Genomic DNA, 20813 nt, shown 5'->3' on the forward strand with positions numbered 1-20813 from the left:
TCTAGAAGATTCTATCCACTGTTTTAGTAAGTATTTTAGTTTCTTGGGTTCTATCTGTTACTTTAACAAAGCTATCCTTCACTCCATTTCGAGGCACAAAAAAAGCAATCTCAAACTAAATTGAGATTGCTTAATCTATTTGCAAATTAAACTTTGCGAATTAAACTAAATCTTCACCGAAGAATAAGCCGATTTCACGCTCAGCAGAAGCAAGTGAATCAGAACCGTGAATGATGTTATGAGAAACAGTTGTTGCATAGTCACCACGGATTGTACCTGGGTTAGATTCTTCAGGTTTAGTTGCTCCCATCATTGTACGAGCAAGCTTAATTACGTTTTCGCCTTCCCATACCATAGCGAATACAGGACCAGAAGTGATGAAATCAACTAATTCACCAAAGAATGGACGCTCTGCATGCTCTGCATAGTGCTTTTCTGCTAATTCTGCAGGAATTACCATTAATTTAGCACCTTTCAATACAAAACCGCGACGTTCAAAACGATCTACGATGTCTCCTACTACTTGACGTTTTACGCCATCAGGCTTAACCATTAAAAAAGTTTGTTCGATTGCCATTTTTAAAACACTCCTTAAAATTCGTATAACAGGTTTTACACCTACCGATAAATATTAACAAAAAATGAGCCTTTGTACAACAAAAAGCTAGAATTTACGCTTACCCATAAACAAAGCGACATCACGAAGTTTTTTCTTGACGGGATGTTTTGGTAATGCATCTATTTCCTGTAATGCCTTTTTCAAATATTTATCACTCATTTTATTAGCTTGCTCAATCGCGTCAGATTTACGCACATACTTCAGCATATTTTGACGTTCTGCTTCTGTCAACGTACCTGCAAATACTTTTACCAAATAAGGTTGCATCACAGGATCATCTTTTAACAATAGAATCGGTAACGTAATATTGCCCTGCAATAAATCACTACCTGCTGGCTTCCCTAATTCTTTATCAGTTGCCATAATATCTAAAACATCATCGATAATTTGGAAGCTCATGCCCACAAAATAGCCGAAGCGTTTCAAATGTCTCACTGTTTTGGGATCTACACCTGCTGCTACTGCACCAAGTTCACAACTAGAAGAAATCAGTAATGCCGTTTTTCGTTTGATTCGTCTAAAATAATCCTTTAATCCTTGATCTAATCTAAATTTATCTTCGATTTGAATGACTTCACCGTTACAAATTTCCACCATTGTACGTGCTAAAATTTGATGAACTAATGGGTCTTCAAGCTTTGTAATATATTCAAGTGCACGCGCAAAAATAAAATCGCCCGTGTACATTGCAACTCTATTATTCCATTGTGATTTGACAGTCGGGCGTCCTCTTCGCATATTGGAATCATCAATTACATCATCATGCACAAGTGATGCCATATGAATAAGCTCTACTGGCACGGCTACATCCTTCATCTTTTCGATATCATATTCGCCAAATTTCGCGCCAAGCAACACAAAAATTGGTCGTATCCGTTTGCCACCAGCTTGCAATAAATGGAGAGAAGCATCATTGATCAAACATGAAGAAGAGTTCACTGCTTTTTCTAATTCTTTTTCAATGATATCGATATCTGATTTCAAATCGGAATAGAGTAGTTTTAACTTCATCTTTTCCACGTGTGAAAACCTTCCCCCATTAACGTACTTTTTTAAAGCCTATATGCATTGCCGCAGCACCGCCACTGTATGCTTTATACGTTACTTTTTCTAAACCTGCCTGCTCAAACAATGCCGCTAACTTCTTCATACCTGGGAAATCATTTGCTGATTCCTGTAGCCAAGAATATTCTTTATAGCTTTTCGCAAATATTTTACCAAATATCGGCATTATATATTTAAAATAAAAACGGAATAGTTGTCGATAGCCTGGAATTTCCGATTGAGATGTTTCTAAACAAACAACGATTCCCCCTGGTTTTACAACACGATTCATTTCCTTTAAAACTTGTAAATAATCTGGTACATTGCGAAGCCCAAAACCAATTGTTACATAATCAAATGTATTGTCTGGGAAAGGTAACTCCATAGCATTTCCATGTATTAGTTCAATTTGTGGGTATGGCTTTACCTTTTCCTCGCCAGCCTTTAGCATGTTTTTACTGAAGTCTAGCCCTTTTACTTCTCCACCTTCACCAACTGCCTCGGCTAATGCAATTGTCCAATCTGCCGTACCACAGCAAACATCTAGAGCCTTCGCTCCAGGTTTTACTGCCATGTGCTTCATCGTATCATTGCGCCAGCCAACATGCATCTGGAAACTAATAACACCATTCATTTTGTCATAGTTTTCCGAAATACTTTCAAATACTTCGTGCACGTGCTCTTCTTTCGTTTTAGCCATTTTGAAAAACCTCTCTTATCCATTAGTAGAAGCAATGGATGCCTCTACACGTGCTTGTAGAGCTTGTTTCACATCACCTTGTAAAAACGATGCATCTTCTATCACCTGTAATAGCTCTGTTTTTAATTGCACAATTTTGTCCTGTATGACGTTGCCATAGGTCGCTCCAGCATATCTCGCGCTTTCTTCAAGAACCCTACTCATTAAAGATACTTGCCCACGTTGATATGTCGCCAATTCTCTTTCTAAACGCAAGATTAATAAGCTCTTCTCCATAATTGGAATATAATCACTAAATGAATAAAGCTCAAAAAACTTTGAAATTAATCCTGATTCAATATTAGTTATTGAGGCAAACCATTGTTCGATTGATCGTTTTTCTGCCTCATATACTTTAATTTGATGTTCACAACGTGCCACAATTCCTTGTGACAAATTTCGAATCAATGCGACATTTCCCGACATCGCTAAAATCTCATAATAACGGCCACTATAAAAGTCTCCAGCTAAAACGGTTAGCTGCTGTTCTTTTGATGTGGCATCTAATTCTTTAATATGATCGTGCGCCGCTAAGGCTGCGTACACAATTCCAACAGTGATTGCAGCTTCTCTTTCCTCTTGTTGCCACTCTTCCCCATTCAAAAAGGGAACTAACAAGTAAAATAATTGATTTTCATCGAGCACAGGCAATCCTGTGTATTTTTGCAAAGTTCTATGACGAACATCCATGAAAATCTCTGTTTTTAATTGTGCAATTGAATTTTGAATGTATGTTGCATTCATAGACCTTACTCCATTTCACTTTCAAATATGTTAGTCACTTCATGACCTAATGCTTACTTACTGAGTCATTATAGCATACGCGACGATTCGGAATAAAAAATTTTTGCTTTATTCAACATGATAGGCAGTAGAGCTTCCCCATTAAAAAACGGTAGAAATCCAACTGCCTATAAATTATGCCTGGCATAATTGCGTCCGGAATCGGCTTTGTGCTTAGGCCTGCACGAGGGCCGACACGATGTCGGTCATTTCGGTAATGCCACAGGACGTGGCGTTTTTACCGATGCAGGTCAGTTAGCCGTTATCGCATGGATGCGATGATTTTAGGCTAACATCCTCTAAGAACTCCTTTCCGATTCTGTGACATCCGCCGGAGGCTTTAACTTCTTTCAGCAATGTTTTCTGTAGCGAAAGCAAAGCGTCAGCTACAAATATTTTTTGTACCGAAAGCGTAGCGACAGGTACAGGTGTTTGGACACCCGCTGAAAGAAGTTAAAATTGGAGTGAAAACATAAACTTAGTTTTACACATCTAGTCGATTTATATGTGCCATCACTAATTTTGCATAGACACGAAACCATTCATAATGCACTTCTGAATGGTATTTCTCTCTATTACTTTTTAGCTTCGCTATTTATAACACCATGAGCTGTATGAATCTGTGCTTTCCCACGAATTTTCATGGCTGATGTATGTTCGGTAAATTGAGCAATCATAACTTCGCCTGCATCTAATTTCTCAGAATGATGGAACTTTGTATCTGTACCTCGTGTTAAACCGATTACATGCACGCCATCTTCCTCTGCTTGAATAACAATATAATCTTGCGCCATTGTCTGTACACTCCCTTAAATCCGACAAATTCTTTGTTCATCATAACATAATTAGACATGCAATTTAAGACATTTGAATAAATGATAAAACTTCTCTACGTTTTACTTCATCTTCTTCGTAAATGCCACGTGCAACCGATGTCACAGTTTTAGACCCTGGCTTCTTAAGTCCTCGCATAGTCATACACATATGCTCCGCCTCTATCACTACATAAACACCTTTCGGAGAGAGCATTTCCATAATTGTCTCTGCCACTGAAGAAGTAATGCGTTCTTGTAATTGCGGACGACGAGCAATGGTTTCTACTGCACGTCCTAATTTACTTAGTCCAGCAACAATGCCATCATTTGGTATGTATGCGACATGAGCTTTTCCATAAAAAGGCACTAAATGATGCTCACACATCGAATAAAATGAAATGTCCTTTACAAGTACTAATTCCTCATGGTCTTCATGAAACACTGTTTTAAAATAATCTTTTGCGTCTTCATGTAAGCCACTAAACATTTCTGCATACATTTTTGCTACACGTTTCGGTGTATCGAGTAAACCTTCACGATTTACATCTTCCCCTACCGCCTCTAAAATCATTTTTACTGCTTCTTCTATTTTCAATAAATCAACATTCGACATCCGTAAAAACCCTCCTGCGTATCAATACATTACACATTTCCTTATGCATCGTAGCATATCCAAAAGGCAAGCGCAAAACGACTTACTTGATTCAAAAGAAATTCAGCGCTATATGAGCAAAATAGCCACTTAATGCTTTCTAATTTGGAGCATATTTTATAAATTTTGACTCACCACCATAACGTGTGGTTGATTTCCGTTCCGACTGGGCGCTTTCCTGGGGCCCAACTTTTAGTGATGGACCTCAATTGTGCATATGCTATCAACGTTGCATACACTTATGTTTATTGCATCTTTCTATGTACCATTATCTTATTTTGCTATGTGCGCAATTTTTCGTAGTGAAGATCAATTATGCCTCGGCATAATTGCGTCCAGAATCGGCTTTGTGCTTGCACAAAGAACTCCTTTCCGATTTCCGTGACATCCGCCGGAGGCTTTAATTTCTTTCAGCGGATGTTTGTACATTCACTGAAAGAAGTTAAAAAGAGCAGCCTCCATGTTCGTTTACATGAAGACTGCCCTATGTAACTACTAGACGTGTATTATTTTACAGCATCTTTAAGCGCTTTACCTGGTTTGAAAGCAGGTACCTTGCTAGCAGCGATTTCGATTTCTTTACCAGTTTGTGGGTTACGACCTTTACGAGCCGCACGTTCACGTACTTCAAAGTTACCAAAACCAATTAATTGTACTTTGTCACCCTTTGCAAGAGCATCTTGAATTGTATCAAATACAGCTTCAACTGCTTTAGAAGCGTCTTTTTTAGAAAGACCTGCCGCTTCAGCAACAGAGTTTACTAATTCTGTTTTATTCACACCATTCACCTCCTCTCAAAGGGTCATGAACCAATTCTGTAAAAAGATTAACACATAGAAAACCGCTACGCAACTGTATTCATTCATGATTATAACCAAAAAATACGTTTTTCACCCAAAAAACAAAAATAACAGGACTTTTCGCATAAGAACGAAGAGCCCTGTGATAATTTTTTGCGCATTATTTTTCATTTTTTCACTACAAAATAAATGTAACCAATCCTCTATCACCTTCGTTTACCATACGTTCAATTGTTTGTCGCATCCGTTTTTTGGCTGTGGATGGAACAGCATCCATTTTATAGCGTATTCCTTCTTTTAACACTTCATGTAGCGGGGTTCCAAAAAGCTGTGTGTTCCATAAAGCGTCACGATCATGTAAATAAGCATGATTTAAATCCTTAAGCAATTGTTGACTATGGAATTCAGAGCCAATTAGTGGCGCAAATTCTGATTCCATATCTACACGAATGATATGATATGATGGCGCTTTTGCCTTCATACGCACACCATAAAAATTATTTTGTTTAATAAGCTCTGGTGCTGTTGGCTCAAACTCCTGCATCATCGGTAATGTTACACCATAACCAGTCGAATCTGCTTGACTAATAGCATTTTTAAAGCGTTTTTGCGCCTCTTTTGCTTCAGCTGACTCTTTAATAAAGAGTAGCCAATCTCGCTTCGTCTCAATAGGCTCATCTAGCCATTCATTGCAAACCGACTTATAGAGTTCACTTTGTAATGACACTCGAATGATCGCGGTCCCAATACCAGCATCCACATGTACCACTTCACTTTGGTCAATAAAATCAATGGCTTTAAAGGCATCTGACGCCTGCTGTACATCCCTAATTTTCATAACAGATGACAACACTTCTTCCATCGAATCAATTAATGCAACATTCAATGGGTGTGTTGCATCTAAAACATCTAACCAATCTGGCTTTTCCACCTCAATTGTTCGAATTGGAAATTCAAATAATGCTTCTTGCAAAATATACTGAATATCAGATGCGCGCATTTGATCAATTGAAGTGGCAATTACTGGAACATTATAGCGCTCAAATAGCTCATTTCGAAGCTGTACCGTTTCCTCCCGTGCTGGCATTTGGCAATTTAATACAACAACAAAAGGTTTTCCAATATCCATTAATTGCTCTACAATTTCCTCTTCAGCCTTCTCTGCCGCACGACGACTTATCCCATTTACCGTGCCATCTGTTGTTACAACAATTCCAATATTAGCATGGTCACGAATAACTTTATCTGTGCCTATTTTCGCCGCTTCTTCGAAAGGGATAGGCTCTGTATGCCAAGGTGTATGCACATATTTTGGCCCATTTTCATCCTCATAGCCCTTTGTCCCTTCAATGATATAACCAACGCAATCTGCTAAACGAATTTGGAACGTCATTTCATCATCACCGACGGCAATACGAGTTGCTTGGGCAGGCACAAACTTCGGCTCAGCAGTCATAATGACTGGACCCGGCGAGCTTTGTGGCAACTCGTCTTGTGCCCGCATTCTTTCTGTTTCATCCACTATATTCGGTAACACGACCGCTTCCATAACCTTTTTTACAAATGTTGATTTACCTACACGTACTGGACCGACAACACCAATATAAACATCGCCATTTGTGCGCTCTGCAATTTCTCTAAATACTGCTTCACTCAAGGTTTCTGCCTCCTTTATCTACGCTTTTTCACTATATGCAAGCTGATAGATAAATATGAAAAGCTCCTCACAAATGTAAGGAGCTTAGTGTCTATTCTTTTTTAGTTTTGGATTCAGACTCTTGAATTGCTTTTTCTCTAGCTTTTTCTCTAGCTTTTTTTGCGTCACTATTATAGGCGTCCATAAAATAAATTGGCTCGCCTTTTTCGTCTACTGTATACGGTATAGAATAAGCTGGTACTACAGGATATTTATCGACAAGTAGCTGACGAATATCATCTCCAGGCTTCACATCAGGCTTGTCTTCTTTAAGTAGTTGGCCTAAATCGATTGAATAGTCGACATGCATTTCACCATCGCCTGTCATAAATATAGGTAATTCGGCACCAGAATAGGGGCTTTTCACAGTTACATCTGTTTTATAGCCCAATTCTTCAAAGTTAATTTGATATACATTATCTGAAGCCGCACCCTTTATCGGTAAATATTGGGTTGAAAGTTTACGAATATTAATTTCACGAATTCGCTCGGCTGCATTTAAATCTACCAATTTTACTTTAGCTTCATTCTCAGGATCCCAAATAATATACTGGAAAATCCCACCCTTTTCATAGGCGTTCCCTGGTATTTGTGCAAGATATTTAGGCATTAGTTTTTCAAAATCGATTAAATATTTTATATATAAATCTGTATCTAGCTCACTATTTTTAATTGGAACTAGTCCACCAGTTGCTTCACGGTATTCATCAACCGCACGCTGAACCGCAGCTAATTGGTCAGCATCAGGCACTAATTTTGCCATTTTTTCGTCTTCTGGATATGCACAACCTACCAGAAGTACAGCGGTTACTATTACAAAAAGAAAAGCCCTTAGTTTTTTCATGTCACTTCCACCTCATCATTTTCATGGCCATGTGGCAACAATTAGTACCATTAAAAATGTGCCAAGCCCAAACAGTATGTATGCAATTAAATTTACGATTGTACGTAAAAAAACGTTCGAAACCTTATTTCGAGCTAAATAAATTAAACCGATAGATATAATCAAAAAGCCGATACAATAAAACGATACCCACATTACATCAAGCGCAGGTAAATGTGCTAACGGACCCATTTAAGACAACCACCTTTCTATAACGTCACGAAACAATCAAAGTATATTATACTATGTGCTTTCGCTAAAAAGAAATAGTTGTCCAATAACTATCATCAAATGGACAACCTTTATAAAATATTCAATTAAAAGCACACAATAAGGCGTCTCAGCTATTCCCTGAGACACCTTATTTATGTCCATTTTATGACAAAACTAATCAAATAGATCAGGTATGTTGGCAGCGAGCGTCGAGCCGCTTCGCTTTGGCACAGAAAACATTCGCTCCGGCAGGGTCTCGTCTATCTCACTTTTCCCTCGGGAAGCTTATTTTCCAAACCAACATACATGCAAATATATATAATTAGTATATCATGTCATCGATTTCTCGTTTTTTCATACGCATCATTAATGCATCAACCGCTATTTTCGGTTCTATATTACTAAATAGGACACTATAAAGCTCCGTTGTTATTGGCATAGCAACGTCATGTTTCTCTGCTAGTTGATAGGCAGCTTTTGTTGTGCGTACCCCCTCAACTACCATGCCCATTTGATCGAGTACCTCTGGCAGTTTCATTCCTTGCCCCAGTAAATTACCTGCGCGCCAATTACGAGAGTGCACACTTGTACATGTGACAATTAAGTCCCCCATGCCTGTAAGTCCTGAGAATGTAAATGGATTTCCTCCCATTTTAACACCCAAACGTGAAATTTCAGCCAACCCTCGCGTAATAAGTGCAGCTTTGGCATTATCACCATAATTTAAGCCGTCTGAAATACCCGCAGCTAATGCGATTACGTTTTTTAATGCGCCACCTATTTCTACGCCTATCACATCTTTGTTTGTGTAGACACGGAAAAATTGGTTCATAAATAAATCCTGCACTTTTTCTGCAGCTTCAATGTTTGCACAAGCCGCTGTAACAGTTGTCGGGTGGTGTAAGACAACTTCCTCTGCATGACTTGGACCTGAAAGTACAACAACTTCTTCTACAAATTCAGGTGGTAAACTTTCTACTAAAATTTCTGAAATTCGCTTTAACGTATCTGGTTCAATTCCCTTCGATACATGAACAAACAGTACTTTTTTATCAAGTGTTGCTATCATTTTTTCACATACTTCTCGAATAGCCTTAGTAGGCACGGCTACGACAATTGTCTCAGAATGAGCAACTGCCTTAGCAATATCGCTTGTCGCATACAAATTTGTAGGCAGCACCGTTTCAGGTAAATACTTCCTATTTGTATGTAGGTTGTTAATTTCTTCAGCTTGATCTGTTCGATGAGTCCATAGAAGTGTATCATGCCCATTTTCAGCAAGCACCATCGCAAGCGCTGAACCCCATGAGCCTGCACCTAATACACAAACTTTTTCCATTTAAAAACCTCCCTTGTTTAGAAAAGACAATTCACTCATATTAGTTACAAAAATGCTAGATAAAGGCTTACAACAGTAAAGCTTTCAAAGCAATTTTATAGTAGACATTAGAAAAATTATTCTTTCCTCTCTTGTAAAAAGACGCCACCCAACAATAATTGTCGGGTTGGCGTATTGTATGTGTATATTTTTCCTAAGCACGAGCACGGGTAATTAAACGAATTGGCGTTCCTTCAAAATCAAATGTTTCTCGAATACGATTTTCTAAAAATCGTTCATAAGAGAAATGCATTAACTCTGGCTCATTAACAAACACCACAAAAGTAGGTGGCTGTATCGCAACTTGGGTAGCATAGTAGATGCGAAGACGGCGGCCTTTATCAGTTGGTGCTGGGTTGCGTGCTACTGCATCCTCAATCACTTCATTAAGGATAGATGATTGAATACGCATTGCATGGTTTTCACTTACACGTTGTATAATCGGTAAAATTTGATGTACACGTTGCTTTGTATTGGCTGATACAAAAATAATTGGAGCATAGTCTAAGAATAAGAAATGCTCACGAATTTGCTGTGTAAAGACGTTCATTGTTTTTTCGTCTTTTTCAATAGCATCCCATTTATTAACAACGATGACAATAGCTTTTCCAGCTTCATGCGCATAGCCTGCAATTTTTTTATCTTGTTCTTGAATGCCTTCTTCTGCATTTAGAACAACTAAAACAACATCAGAGCGTTCAATTGCACGTAACGCACGTAATACAGAATATTTCTCTGTCGTTTCGTATACTTTCCCTTTTTTACGCATACCTGCAGTATCAATAATGACATATTCCTGATCATCATACTCATAAGGCGTGTCAATAGCATCTCGAGTAGTACCTGCGATATTACTAACAATAACGCGGTCTTGGCCTAAAAATGCATTTACCAACGAAGATTTCCCAACATTTGGACGACCGATTAACGAGAATTTAATGACCTCGTCCCCATATTGATCTTCATCTTCCTTAGGGAAATGTTCTGCACATTCATCCAATAAATCCCCTAAGCCTAAGCCGTGAGAACCAGAAATTGGCCAAGGTTCACCAAAGCCAAGCGCATAGAAATCATATATCATCTCGCGCATATCCGGGTTATCAATTTTATTCACTGCTAAAACGACCGGTTTTTTTGTTTTGTATAAAATTTTAGCAACTTGCTCATCAGCAGCTGTTACACCTTCACGACCATTTGTCATAAAGATTATAACGTCTGCTTCATCAATGGCAATTTCTGCTTGTTGACGAATTTGCTCTAAAAACGGCTCGTCCCCAATCTCGATACCACCTGTATCAATAATATTAAAATCATGTGTTAACCACTCTGCCGAACTATAAATACGGTCGCGTGTAACTCCTGGAATATCTTCCACAATCGATACACGTTCTCCAACGATACGATTAAAAATCGTCGACTTACCTACGTTCGGACGACCTACGATGGCTACTACTGGTTTTGTCATCTGTACTTCATCCTTCCAACTTCTTGTCTTTCGCTATTATACACGAAAAATGCCATTATATCATATCATATCCATAAAAGAGCGCGCTATGTACGGTTCTATTCATTTCTCTGGGAATTTTTTCATCGTTACCCTCTTCAATCTAGTGTTTCGATGTGGCTATCCTCGCTTTGTCTTATTCTATCTAACTCTTTGATTCTTCTATCCGTTTCTCCATAAAAAAAGCGAGGACACAAACTGTATCCTCGCTTGTCTAGTTTATTTAAAATTTTTCAGTTTATCGCCAATGACATCACCGAAAGAGAAGCCTGTGTTTTCTTCTGGTAATTCATAGTCGATTATTTCCTCTGCCTCAGGATTTTCAAGTAAATCCTTAATGCTTAATGCTAAGCGGCCTTCTTCAGCATTTACGTCAAGCACTTTCACCTGTACCTCTTGTCCTTCTTTTAGAGCTTCATGTGGCGTGTTTATATGCTTATGCGCAATTTGCGAAATATGCACTAAACCTTCTACACCTGGGAAAACTTCCACAAATGCTCCGAATGAAGTAAGTCGTTTTACTTTTCCATCTAGCACTGCACCTTTCGCGGCACGCTCCTCGATGTTCGACCAAGGACCAGGAATCGTTTCCTTAATGGATAGCGAAATACGCTCATTTTCTGGGTCTACAGAAAGGACTTTCACTTTCACCTCTTGTCCTTCTGATAAAACCTCGCTCACATCGCTCACATGCTCATGAGACACTTGTGAAATGTGCACAAGGCCATCAATACCACCAAGGTCAATAAATGCACCAAATGATGCGATACGCTGTACTTTACCGTCTAAAACATCGCCAGATTTAATTTGATTAATAACATTTTTCTTTTGAGAAGCTTTTTCAGATTCCACTACAGCACGATGTGATAAAATTAAGCGATTTTTTTCTTTATCAAGCTCTACAATTTTAAAGCTGAGAGATTTGCCTTTATAGTCTTCAAAATCATCAACAAAGTAGTCTTCTACTAGGGAGGCTGGAACGAAGCCACGTACTCCTAAATCTACGACAAGACCACCTTTAACAATATCTTTTACTTCCGCTTCGAAAATTTCCTCAGCGTTGAATTGTTGCTCAAGAGTATCCCATGCTTTTAAAGCATCTACTTTACGTTTTGATAATACATAGTTTCCTTCTTCAACTTTTGTAATCATCAACTCCAACTCATCTCCAACAGAGATTACGTCAGACGCTTTTTCAATGTGTAAGCTTGATAATTCACTTATTGGCACAATACCGTCAAACGGTGCACCTGGAATTGAAACAGTTACCGCTTTTTCATCAACCTGCTCTGCAATACCTTTGACGATATCACCTTCGTTAAACGTTTGTTCTGCATAGTTCATTTCTTCAGACATATGTAACCCTCCTTCGCATCTTCCCTTACTATTTTATTCGATATTGAAGACAAAGACAAAAATAAATCCTTTAAATTCAAAAAATGTCTGAAATTTTTGGATTTATATCGTTTTTTCTTGCGCTAATTTTAAAATGGCCTGTGCTGCATCATCAATTGACAATGCTGTCGTGTCTAAAAATATGGCATCTTCTGCTTGAATTAGTGGCGATGCTTCACGCTCGCTATCCATTTTATCGCGCAGGGCAATTTCTTCTTGAAGCTTTTCAATGGTAGATTCAATTCCTCGTTTTTGATTGTCAATAAAACGACGTCTTGCTCTCTCTTCTACAGTTGCAGACATAAAGATTTTTAGTTCTGCATTCTTTAATACATGCGTAGCAATATCGCGCCCATCCATAACAACACCACCATTATCCGCAAGCTTTTGTTGCTGTGCTACTAATAGTTCACGTATTTTAGCATGAGCCGCTACTTGTGAAACAGATGAAGTTACCTCATTTGATCGAATTTCTGCCGACACGTTCTTCCCGTCTAAAAAGACAAGCTGTCCTTCAGAAGAAGGTTTTAATTCAATTGTGCTAGATGCTAGCATTTCTGCTAATTTTGTTTCATCATCTAAATGTATGTTTTGTTGCATTGCTTTATACGTCACAGCACGATACATAGCACCTGTGTCGATATAAGTAAATTCAAGTGCCTCTGCAACAATTTTCGCGATTGTGCTTTTTCCAGCACCAGCAGGTCCATCAATCGCAATTTGAATGTTTTTCTTCATATTCTCCCTACTTTCTATCACACCATATTGTATCATAAAAAAGCCCTCTTCAAGGAGAGGGCTTTCTTAAATCAAATTACTACTCGATTTGAAGGTGTGTAAACTACCTGCAAAAATTCATGGCATTTCTACTCATCAATAGAGGTTGGGAAGACTAATCAATTATGCCTCAGCATAATTGCGTCCGGAATCGGCTTTGTGCTTAGGCCTGCGCGATGCAGGTCAGTTAGCCGTTATCGCATGTAAAAAATCAAGCATCAAAAGGATTTATTTCTTTACGACGATTCACTAACTGACGTTCAAAACAGAGACGAACAATATGCTGTTGGTCTACATCATCAGTATCTGTTAGTTGTATAGTTGCAATTTTTTTGTCATCTTTTTCGAATATACGAACAACCGTCGCAACCGTGTTCACGTATTTTACATCCCCATTGGCAAATGGTAAAACAATTGTTAACTGAACATCATCATCATCTTGGAAAGCAATTGCCCCTTTTAAGGTAACTGCCAAACCACCTGCGCTAATATCCGCTGTTACTAGCTGATATTTGTAATCCTTAAACTGTATCGCTACATCCACAGGCGTTTCCACACGTACATATTCACGACGTTGAATTTTGATAAAGTCATCTGCCTTTGGACAATGCAACATAATCATAGGTATATTACCAGCTTTACGTCCAATCACTTCAGTATTGAAAGCAAATGATTGTTTATCCTCTGTGCGAAAAGCTGCTCTAAATTCAGAACCATCTATTAAAAAAGCTGTTTTCTTTGTGGCAACATTTATTGGATAATCGATGTAAATAATATTTTCTTTTTGTTCTACAACTTTACAGCGGAATTTTTCAACACGCTCTGTATAAGTTGGTTCAAGTTCTAATTGTGTACCAATTTTTATTTCCATGAGCATCTCCCCGAACACAAATATACATTTATTATCGCATGAGATGCCCATTTTGGCTATATGAACTGGTAGTTTTTTCTTAGATTACGTTAAATATTCCACTTTTAAAACATTGTGATTTTCAGCGTCAATAACAATTCTAAATGTTTCTTGCGCATTTTTATCACGGACCGCAATTACCTCATAACAAAGACGTTGTTCGAATTGACCGTTATCTGTATAAATATTTCTCACTTCTTCTACTTTCACATCGTCATCGAAGAAAGTTTTCCAATCAATTGGTTTTGCAGTTTGTGGTTTAATCGTCTCTGCCTGAATATATTCCATCGCATTTGCACCAAGTAACTCGCCTGTATCCTTGGCAAGTTTTAATTGCACCCCATCTGCATATATCAATGCATTATCGCCAGGGTGAACACGTGCAAATGTCACATGCCATGCTTGATGGTTTTCACGAGATTCCACAAATGCAACATCATTCATGCCAAGTCGTTTTAAATATTCTTCAGCTTTTTTCATAATTTCATCTTGTGATAGCCTTGCTTCATCTACTGGACGTTCCACTAAATAGGATATTAAATGCCCACCCTTTTCTGTTAGATCGACATACCCTAAACGAATACCTTGATGGAATTGGATATGATAAAACGGATATGATGAAGTATCGCTACTTTTCGTAACAGTAAATGTTGCATCTTTTATGATAGGGAATAAATGTTTTACTTTTTCCAATGCTTCTTTTTCAGTAATGGCTGAATCTTGTAATGCTTTAAGATCTATTTTTTTCTGCCAATCCGATTCGCTTAATGTAAGTGGGAAGTCTTTTTCGCTGTAACCCTTTAATGTCTTTTGTACATTATCAAAAGTTGTATTTGGGTTCTTAGTATCTACTTGTTGTAACCAGACATCCATCTTACCGTTGTTTTTATAAAAATCTACTGTTGCAGCTGACCATTCATCTGAAAGTGATTGTAAATTTGTAGAGACTTGTGGCATTTTTTCTCGCCAAGCTTTATAATCACCAGCTTTAGATGTTTTCTTTGCCTCATCTCCTAGACGTCCTAAGTAACTTAGCCAGTCGTTCGACATTTCCTGCCCGATAGGAATATTCGACATAGAAGATCGAACGTCAGAGCTTAGTCGCCAAACAGAATCTAACTCATTGTGAATGGCATTGTCATCCCGAAACAATAGAGATTGTGAAACAGCTTGTTGTAGATGCGACAATTTCTCAGATGCATCCGTTAAATTATCCGTGTACTGAGCTAGCACAGTACGTTGTAAACTTGCATTTTTTCCGTGCATATTTATGCTATATGCCCCTAAACCAATAACCGCCGCAGTGAGTATAACGAGCATTGTTCTCATTTTTTTCCTCCTTTCTTATGAACAGAAAATGTGTTCTCCAATTCGTTTAATTTGAGGTCGTGACCAAATCCACTTACTTGTAGCTGTTTTCGGATTAAAATAATAAAGTGCATTTTCTGAAGGATCCCATCCATTCATAGCATCAAGAACTGCTTCTTTTGCACGTTCATTTGGTTCAAGCCAAATTTGTCCATCTGCCACCGCAGTAAACGCTAGTGGTTGGAAAATAATACCTGAAATAGTATTTGGGAATTCAGGACTTTCCAAACGATTTAAAATAACAGCTGCTACAGCCACTTGACCTTCATAAGGCTCTCCCCTAGCTTCACCATAAACCGCATTCGCTATTAACTGTACATCTCTGTCAGTATACTTTGGAGGTAGTTGAGTTTTAGTCCCATTATTATTACTACTACCACTACTTTTACCTCCCCCACCACCGCCGCCAGTGTTTGTTTTCACTTGCTGTTCAAGTGGCGTACCACCATAATAGGTAAATTGATTTCCGGCATTTAATTGCGCTTTTACCCATCCCTCATCATAATCTGAATAACCTGATAAAGTTTTTTTAGTTTTAGCACCGGCTATTCCATCTACTGGTAAACCATATTTCTCTTGGAAAATTCGTAAAGCCCAATATGTGTTATAGCCAAATTTGCCATCAATTTTACTTTTATAAAACCCTAAGTATTGTAGCCTTGCCTGAAGCTCAATTACATCATCTCCATAAGCACCACGAGAAATCTGTTGCCCAGTAAATGCAATTGCGTCATTTTGCGGAATAGCAAATATACTAATCCCCAACATCAAAGCAAAAATTATGCTTATTAAACGCATGATCATCACTCCTTTTTTTCATAGCTTGAAACAAATGACTCATTTTATACATTTAAAAAATAGAAAAGCGCAGAAATCTTTTTTAGATTTCTACGCTTTAAATTTTTTTATGCATATGCAAATGTTGTACTAGGTGATAATGAGCAAGCTTGACTTTTCGTAGCCCAAACCACCACAAAAATAGCATAAAAGGTATCATTAAATATACCCAATATCCTTTGAATGATAAAATTGTATTATATAGAATGTGTAATACTACCGGTGCACAAAGCGCCATAGCAATCATTTCTTTCGTCTTTGCAAGCTTTGAAAACTTGGCACGTCCATAATAATAGCCCATTACAACACCGAACAAAGCATGACTTGATACAGGTAATAATGCACGCATAAATGCAGTATTCAAACCGAAAGAAAATAAATAAAGCACATTTTCTATCGTGGCAAAACCAAGAGATATACTTGCACCATACAGTATGCCATCATAAGGATCATCAAATTCTACATGATTATAGATTGCGATTAAAAGCACAAACCATTTAAAAAACTCTTCGACTACACTTGAGAAAACTACATCTTGTAGATAAAAATATCGAAAGACCCCTTCCTCTGTTAGTACATATTGTAAAAACAAGATTGGGAACGTTAAAAATGCGCCATACAAAAACGTTTGAAGTAAAGTTCTTCTTGGCTCCGTTGCCATCTGATTGCGCAAATAAAAGTAACTGAAAAGCGCTAGACCGGGAGCAATGGCAGCTGATAATAAAATGATCATGATGCCGGCTCCTTTCAAAAATCAATTTCGCCTTGACATAATTATGTTAAGATTTTAAAATTCGTGACATCCTTCTAATGCTTTTGGCCAACAATGTTTTTTGCGCGGCAGCGTTAGCCGCATGATGTTTCTTGCGCGACAGCGTATAATGTTGGTCAACTTGGCGGTTTCGCAGGATGTAAAATTTCTTAGCCTAGTTTATCTTTTTCTGTCGATTATTGGACACCCATAAAAAACATTCGTATGTCTCAAGTGGAAGCTTCTGCGACATTAATCTTCCGTTTTCGACAAAAAATATCTGTTACATGAAGATAAACTGCTATTATTATACCATGATATGACTTAAAACTTTTTAAAAGGAGATATTATTTTTTATGAAAAAAACAATTTTATTAATTCATACAGGTGGAACAATTTCTATGGCGATGAGTGACGAAGGTGCCGTTATGCCAAACAAGGAAAATCCTCTAATGAAGGAAAGCAACAAACTTAATGCACTTGCCACAATTATTGAAATGGAGGCTTTTAACCTCCCATCACCACATATTACACCAAAAGAAATGCTTAAATTACGTAACCTTATTATCGAAAAAGTTGCAGAGGAGAAAATTGATGGTGTTGTCATCACCCATGGTACTGATACTTTAGAAGAAACAGCTTATTTTTTAGAGTTAACGACTGATTTATCAATACCTATTGTTTTAACAGGTGCAATGCGCTCCTCAAACGAACTTGGTGCAGACGGAATTTATAATTTAGTAGAAGCCGTTCGCGTAGCCGTAGACGAAGAAGCCCGTGAAAAAGGTGTACTTGTTGTCATGAATGACGAGGTCCATCTAGCTGTTAACACTACAAAAACAAGCACTAGTTCTGTCAATACCTTTCAGTCACCTCAATATGGCCCGATAGGACTTATTACAAAATCAAGAATATTGTTTCACCATGCCCCTATCAGCCGTCAATATGTAGATATTGATGGATTAACAAAACGAGTAGCCATGCTGAAAGTGTATGCTGGCATGGAGGTTGACTTACTTGATGTAGTACTCGCATGTAAATATGATGGTGTTGTGTTAGAAGGCCTTGGACAAGGCAACGTCCCTCCAACAGTTGTTAAAGGTATTGAAAGTCTTTTAGAGCGCGGTATTCCTGTTGTACTCGTATCCCGTTGTTTTAATGGTATCGCAGAAGGTGTTTACGGCTATGTTGGCGGTGGCAAAATGCTCGAAGACTTAGGAGCTATATTTGCAACTGGTATTAATGGTCAAAAGGCGCGATTGAAATTATTAATTGGACTAAACAAAGTAGGGACTCCTCTTGATTTAAAGAAATTTTTCATGTAAGGCTATTGTATTCAATATTCACTTATAGTTATGCTTCTACAATTTGCTTATAATAATTCAAGATTTTATGTAAATGATTGATTGCTATCTCAAAATCTGGCTGAATAACAGAGAGCTGTATGAAATTTCTTTGACGTAAGTATTGGCTATCCGCATGAACATAATAACCATTTAAATTTAAATCTCTCTGTAGATTTGTCAAAGCCTTAGGAAGTTGTAAAGTGATTAGCATCGGATACTGTCTAGTTGAAATTTGGTAGTGCATAAATGGTAGCTGCAGCATTGTTTTAAAGCGTTGCTGTAGCTGTCCATATCTTTCTGGATATGCTTGTAATGCTGCAGTAACATTTGCAACAAGTACTGCTGGTAATGTAAACGGGATCACACCAGACTGGTAATTAGCTAAATCGAGATAAGCAGGTAATGTTGTAGAAGATTTCACAATGTTTTGCGAAAAAACAAAAGCCAAGCCACTGAGTGCACCAATTGCTTTTCCACTCACTGCAGTCGCTAAATAACAATCCTTTAAGGAAAATGGCATTGCTCCGAACGAACTAATGCAATCTACGCAAAGCTTTATATCGTAACGTTTAGTTAGCTGTGAAATTCCCTTTAAATCATTACAAGTACCAGTCGACGTTTCTCCATGTACTGCAAGAAGCCATTGATAAGATCTTTTTTGCAAATAAGAGTCCAACATATTTGAATCAAACGAAATTCCCCAATTTTGCTCTATTACATCAAAATCTAATGACCATCTCTCTGCTTGCTTTCGAAGACGTTCTCCAAACTCACCATTTGTTAAAATTAATCCACGCCCTAATTGTTGAGCCTTCAATTGCCCCAACATAACTTCATTTGCCAATGTTCCAGTTCCTACAATTGTAGCTACATGCTCTGCTCCTGATAGTTGAAGCAACTTATTTCTCATTTGCTCAATTAATGATTGAAAGCCTAACGAACGATGAGAAAGCTCAGAATACATAAATGGTTCACTTTGTTTTACTGGACCTGGATAAAATGTATGGCACTCCTTCGCAAGTCTTTGCTGCAAAGACTTTTCAAACTGCTGTCTCGTTAATACCATAGGTAAAAATAAAGCATCCTCTGTCCCTGTAGCAGGTGCAAATTGAGTAAATCCCATTTGCTTATAAAGTTTCTCCTCACGAGTAGTACCTGAAATAACCGCTGCCGAATAACCTTTTTCGTAGGCAAAAGCAGTTAATGCCTGTGTCAATTTCAATAGTACTCTTCCTGTTCGATACGCCTTCTTGACGGCAAGCAATCGAATTTCACAAAGCTTAGTACTAATCTCCTTTGATAAATACTGCTCAACCTCTCCTATCTTTTCATCAATTGAAAATGGCCTTTGCTCTCTAAATGCAAGCATGCCTATAAGTTCTATTCCTTTATAAACAACAATATACGTATTTTCATGATGAAAACGGTCAACTTTTTTTCTTTCGGGGTTTGGTTTATGCTGTGGAATTTCTTCGACAAAGGTTTCATAATTTAATCGTGCAATTTCCTCAAACTCCGCTTCTGTATGCGCAATTTTACACCAATACATATAATCACTTCCTTCTCTCTAAAGCCTCTTTAATATTCGGCATATGCTTAATAAGCATAAAGCTTATTGCTACTAGTATCGGTATGTATAACAGTAATTTATCTGTATAAACAATCGCTCCAACATATAAAACAAAGCCACCTAACATACTAAGTGTTAAACTTCTCGTTACACTAAGCGTAATAGCTGTTCCTACAACCATCATGAAAAATAAGCTTGGTGACAGTGCCAGACCTACACCTATAAAAGTTGCTACTCCTTTTCCCCCATTAAACTTAAGCCAAAACGGAAACATATGACCAAGCATGCTCAAACTAGCGCCTAAAATGATTTCCCATTCTTCGAAATGCAGTAAACGTCCTGCACCGACAACGAGCGCACCTTTTAAAGAATCCCCTAAAAAAGTCCATAGAAAAGCACCTTTCCCAATCACACTGCCAGCATTTCGAGCCCCTAAGTTTTTACTTCTTTCTTCCTGTAAATTAACACCATACGCTTTTCCAACGACATACGCCGTCATAAAGTTTCCTGCAATATAACTTAGAAACCAATATAATCCAAGCATTCTTTCACACCTTTTTATTAGCTTCGATTAGAGAAATTATGTCTCATCACCATAACGTGGAGTTGATTTCCGCTTCAACCCGGCGCTTTGGCTTTTCTATCCGTCGCTTCGACCTCTATCCGTCGCTCTTGCACTTTTATCCGTCGCTTTGACTCTTCCATCCGTCGCTCTTGCCCTTTCATCCGTCGC

21 protein-coding genes are annotated in these 20813 nt (G+C 38.0%); 1 reads left to right on the forward strand and 20 read right to left on the reverse strand.

Annotated elements, in window-relative coordinates:
* Positions 1–160: 160 nt before the first annotated feature.
* The 18 genes from ndk to prsW all read right to left on the reverse strand — a co-directional run bounded on the left by ndk (position 161) and on the right by prsW (position 17146).
* On the reverse strand, positions 161–577 hold the full coding sequence (gene ndk, locus ABH968_RS23670; RefSeq protein ID WP_370047978.1) for a nucleoside-diphosphate kinase: 417 nt from the start codon (positions 575–577) through the stop codon (positions 161–163).
* An 87-nt stretch (positions 578–664) separates the two neighbouring features.
* A complete protein-coding gene (gene hepT, locus ABH968_RS23675) occupies positions 665–1639 on the reverse strand; it encodes a heptaprenyl diphosphate synthase component II (protein WP_370047979.1) in 975 nt (324 codons plus the stop codon).
* A gap of 19 nt (positions 1640–1658) precedes the next feature.
* Complete coding sequence (locus tag ABH968_RS23680) at positions 1659–2363, reverse strand: demethylmenaquinone methyltransferase (RefSeq protein WP_370047980.1); 705 nt, start codon at positions 2361–2363, stop codon at positions 1659–1661.
* A gap of 15 nt (positions 2364–2378) precedes the next feature.
* A complete protein-coding gene (locus ABH968_RS23685; protein WP_370047981.1) occupies positions 2379–3146 on the reverse strand; it encodes a heptaprenyl diphosphate synthase component 1 in 768 nt (255 codons plus the stop codon).
* 614 nt (positions 3147–3760) lie between these two features.
* The gene (gene mtrB / locus ABH968_RS23690; RefSeq protein ID WP_049666799.1) at positions 3761–3979 is read right to left on the reverse strand and encodes a trp RNA-binding attenuation protein MtrB; all 219 of its coding nucleotides are present in this window, start codon (positions 3977–3979) and stop codon (positions 3761–3763) included.
* 64 nt (positions 3980–4043) lie between these two features.
* Entirely contained in the window at positions 4044–4613 is a 570-nt protein-coding gene (folE, locus tag ABH968_RS23695; RefSeq protein WP_370047983.1) for a GTP cyclohydrolase I FolE, read from the reverse strand.
* A 545-nt stretch (positions 4614–5158) separates the two neighbouring features.
* Positions 5159–5431 carry an HU family DNA-binding protein gene (locus ABH968_RS23700; RefSeq protein ID WP_004232618.1) on the reverse strand — a complete coding sequence of 91 codons (273 nt, stop codon included), beginning with the start codon at positions 5429–5431 and terminating at the stop codon, positions 5159–5161.
* Positions 5432–5630: 199 nt separating this feature from the next.
* Positions 5631–7109, reverse strand: coding sequence for a stage IV sporulation protein A (spoIVA, locus tag ABH968_RS23705; RefSeq protein ID WP_370047985.1), 1479 nt, complete (start codon positions 7107–7109; stop codon positions 5631–5633).
* Positions 7110–7200: 91 nt separating this feature from the next.
* Positions 7201–7992, reverse strand: coding sequence for a hypothetical protein (locus tag ABH968_RS23710; RefSeq protein ID WP_370047986.1), 792 nt, complete (start codon positions 7990–7992; stop codon positions 7201–7203).
* Between the two features lie 21 nt (positions 7993–8013).
* Positions 8014–8223 (reverse strand): DUF2768 domain-containing protein, encoded by a 210-nt coding sequence (locus ABH968_RS23715; RefSeq protein WP_370047987.1) that lies wholly within the window; start codon positions 8221–8223, stop codon positions 8014–8016.
* A 343-nt stretch (positions 8224–8566) separates the two neighbouring features.
* Positions 8567–9583 (reverse strand): NAD(P)H-dependent glycerol-3-phosphate dehydrogenase, encoded by a 1017-nt coding sequence (locus tag ABH968_RS23720; protein ID WP_370047989.1) that lies wholly within the window; start codon positions 9581–9583, stop codon positions 8567–8569.
* A 193-nt stretch (positions 9584–9776) separates the two neighbouring features.
* Positions 9777–11087, reverse strand: a complete 1311-nt coding sequence (der, locus tag ABH968_RS23725) for a ribosome biogenesis GTPase Der (protein WP_370047991.1) — start codon at positions 11085–11087, stop codon at positions 9777–9779.
* A gap of 258 nt (positions 11088–11345) precedes the next feature.
* On the reverse strand, positions 11346–12482 hold the full coding sequence (rpsA, locus tag ABH968_RS23730) for a 30S ribosomal protein S1 (protein WP_370047992.1): 1137 nt from the start codon (positions 12480–12482) through the stop codon (positions 11346–11348).
* 102 nt (positions 12483–12584) lie between these two features.
* The gene (gene cmk / locus ABH968_RS23735) at positions 12585–13259 is read right to left on the reverse strand and encodes a (d)CMP kinase (protein WP_370048005.1); all 675 of its coding nucleotides are present in this window, start codon (positions 13257–13259) and stop codon (positions 12585–12587) included.
* A gap of 250 nt (positions 13260–13509) precedes the next feature.
* Positions 13510–14169, reverse strand: coding sequence for a flagellar brake protein (locus ABH968_RS23740; RefSeq protein WP_370047994.1), 660 nt, complete (start codon positions 14167–14169; stop codon positions 13510–13512).
* 84 nt (positions 14170–14253) lie between these two features.
* On the reverse strand, positions 14254–15537 hold the full coding sequence (locus ABH968_RS23745; protein WP_370047996.1) for a PepSY1/2 domain-containing protein: 1284 nt from the start codon (positions 15535–15537) through the stop codon (positions 14254–14256).
* 15 nt (positions 15538–15552) lie between these two features.
* Positions 15553–16374 (reverse strand): spore cortex-lytic enzyme, encoded by an 822-nt coding sequence (gene sleB / locus ABH968_RS23750; RefSeq protein ID WP_370047997.1) that lies wholly within the window; start codon positions 16372–16374, stop codon positions 15553–15555.
* A gap of 97 nt (positions 16375–16471) precedes the next feature.
* Positions 16472–17146 (reverse strand): glutamic-type intramembrane protease PrsW, encoded by a 675-nt coding sequence (gene prsW / locus ABH968_RS23755; RefSeq protein ID WP_370047998.1) that lies wholly within the window; start codon positions 17144–17146, stop codon positions 16472–16474.
* A gap of 374 nt (positions 17147–17520) precedes the next feature.
* On the opposite strand from prsW, the gene ABH968_RS23760 reads away from it, so the two are divergent.
* A complete protein-coding gene (locus ABH968_RS23760) occupies positions 17521–18489 on the forward strand; it encodes an asparaginase (RefSeq protein ID WP_370048000.1) in 969 nt (322 codons plus the stop codon).
* A gap of 28 nt (positions 18490–18517) precedes the next feature.
* On the opposite strand, the gene ABH968_RS23765 is transcribed toward ABH968_RS23760, so the two are convergent.
* Complete coding sequence (locus tag ABH968_RS23765; RefSeq protein ID WP_370048001.1) at positions 18518–20059, reverse strand: aminotransferase class V-fold PLP-dependent enzyme; 1542 nt, start codon at positions 20057–20059, stop codon at positions 18518–18520.
* Between the two features lie 4 nt (positions 20060–20063).
* Positions 20064–20624 (reverse strand): glycerol-3-phosphate acyltransferase, encoded by a 561-nt coding sequence (locus ABH968_RS23770; RefSeq protein ID WP_370048003.1) that lies wholly within the window; start codon positions 20622–20624, stop codon positions 20064–20066.
* Positions 20625–20813: the final 189 nt, after the last annotated feature.

Source organism: Lysinibacillus sp. RC79 (genome assembly GCF_041262405.1).
Taxonomy (GTDB): domain Bacteria; phylum Bacillota; class Bacilli; order Bacillales_A; family Planococcaceae; genus Lysinibacillus.

Bases quoted from the DNA above. Each gene is read 5' to 3' on its own strand.
- ndk (WP_370047978.1), bottom strand. From the start codon at position 577: ATGGCAATCGAACAAACTTTTTTAATGGTTAAGCCTGATGGCGTAAAA.
- ABH968_RS23680 (WP_370047980.1), bottom strand. From the start codon at position 2,363: ATGGCTAAAACGAAAGAAGAGCACGTGCACGAAGTATTTGAAAGTATT.
- ABH968_RS23685 (WP_370047981.1), bottom strand. From the start codon at position 3,146: ATGAATGCAACATACATTCAAAATTCAATTGCACAATTAAAAACAGAG.
- mtrB (WP_049666799.1), bottom strand. From the start codon at position 3,979: ATGGCGCAAGATTATATTGTTATTCAAGCAGAGGAAGATGGCGTGCAT.
- folE (WP_370047983.1), bottom strand. From the start codon at position 4,613: ATGTCGAATGTTGATTTATTGAAAATAGAAGAAGCAGTAAAAATGATT.
- ABH968_RS23710 (WP_370047986.1), bottom strand. From the start codon at position 7,992: ATGAAAAAACTAAGGGCTTTTCTTTTTGTAATAGTAACCGCTGTACTT.
- ABH968_RS23715 (WP_370047987.1), bottom strand. From the start codon at position 8,223: ATGGGTCCGTTAGCACATTTACCTGCGCTTGATGTAATGTGGGTATCG.
- ABH968_RS23720 (WP_370047989.1), bottom strand. From the start codon at position 9,583: ATGGAAAAAGTTTGTGTATTAGGTGCAGGCTCATGGGGTTCAGCGCTT.
- der (WP_370047991.1), bottom strand. From the start codon at position 11,087: ATGACAAAACCAGTAGTAGCCATCGTAGGTCGTCCGAACGTAGGTAAG.
- rpsA (WP_370047992.1), bottom strand. From the start codon at position 12,482: ATGTCTGAAGAAATGAACTATGCAGAACAAACGTTTAACGAAGGTGAT.
- cmk (WP_370048005.1), bottom strand. From the start codon at position 13,259: ATGAAGAAAAACATTCAAATTGCGATTGATGGACCTGCTGGTGCTGGA.
- ABH968_RS23740 (WP_370047994.1), bottom strand. From the start codon at position 14,169: ATGGAAATAAAAATTGGTACACAATTAGAACTTGAACCAACTTATACA.
- ABH968_RS23745 (WP_370047996.1), bottom strand. From the start codon at position 15,537: ATGAGAACAATGCTCGTTATACTCACTGCGGCGGTTATTGGTTTAGGG.
- sleB (WP_370047997.1), bottom strand. From the start codon at position 16,374: ATGCGTTTAATAAGCATAATTTTTGCTTTGATGTTGGGGATTAGTATA.
- prsW (WP_370047998.1), bottom strand. From the start codon at position 17,146: ATGATCATTTTATTATCAGCTGCCATTGCTCCCGGTCTAGCGCTTTTC.
- ABH968_RS23760 (WP_370048000.1), top strand. From the start codon at position 17,521: ATGAAAAAAACAATTTTATTAATTCATACAGGTGGAACAATTTCTATG.
- ABH968_RS23765 (WP_370048001.1), bottom strand. From the start codon at position 20,059: ATGTATTGGTGTAAAATTGCGCATACAGAAGCGGAGTTTGAGGAAATT.
- ABH968_RS23770 (WP_370048003.1), bottom strand. From the start codon at position 20,624: ATGCTTGGATTATATTGGTTTCTAAGTTATATTGCAGGAAACTTTATG.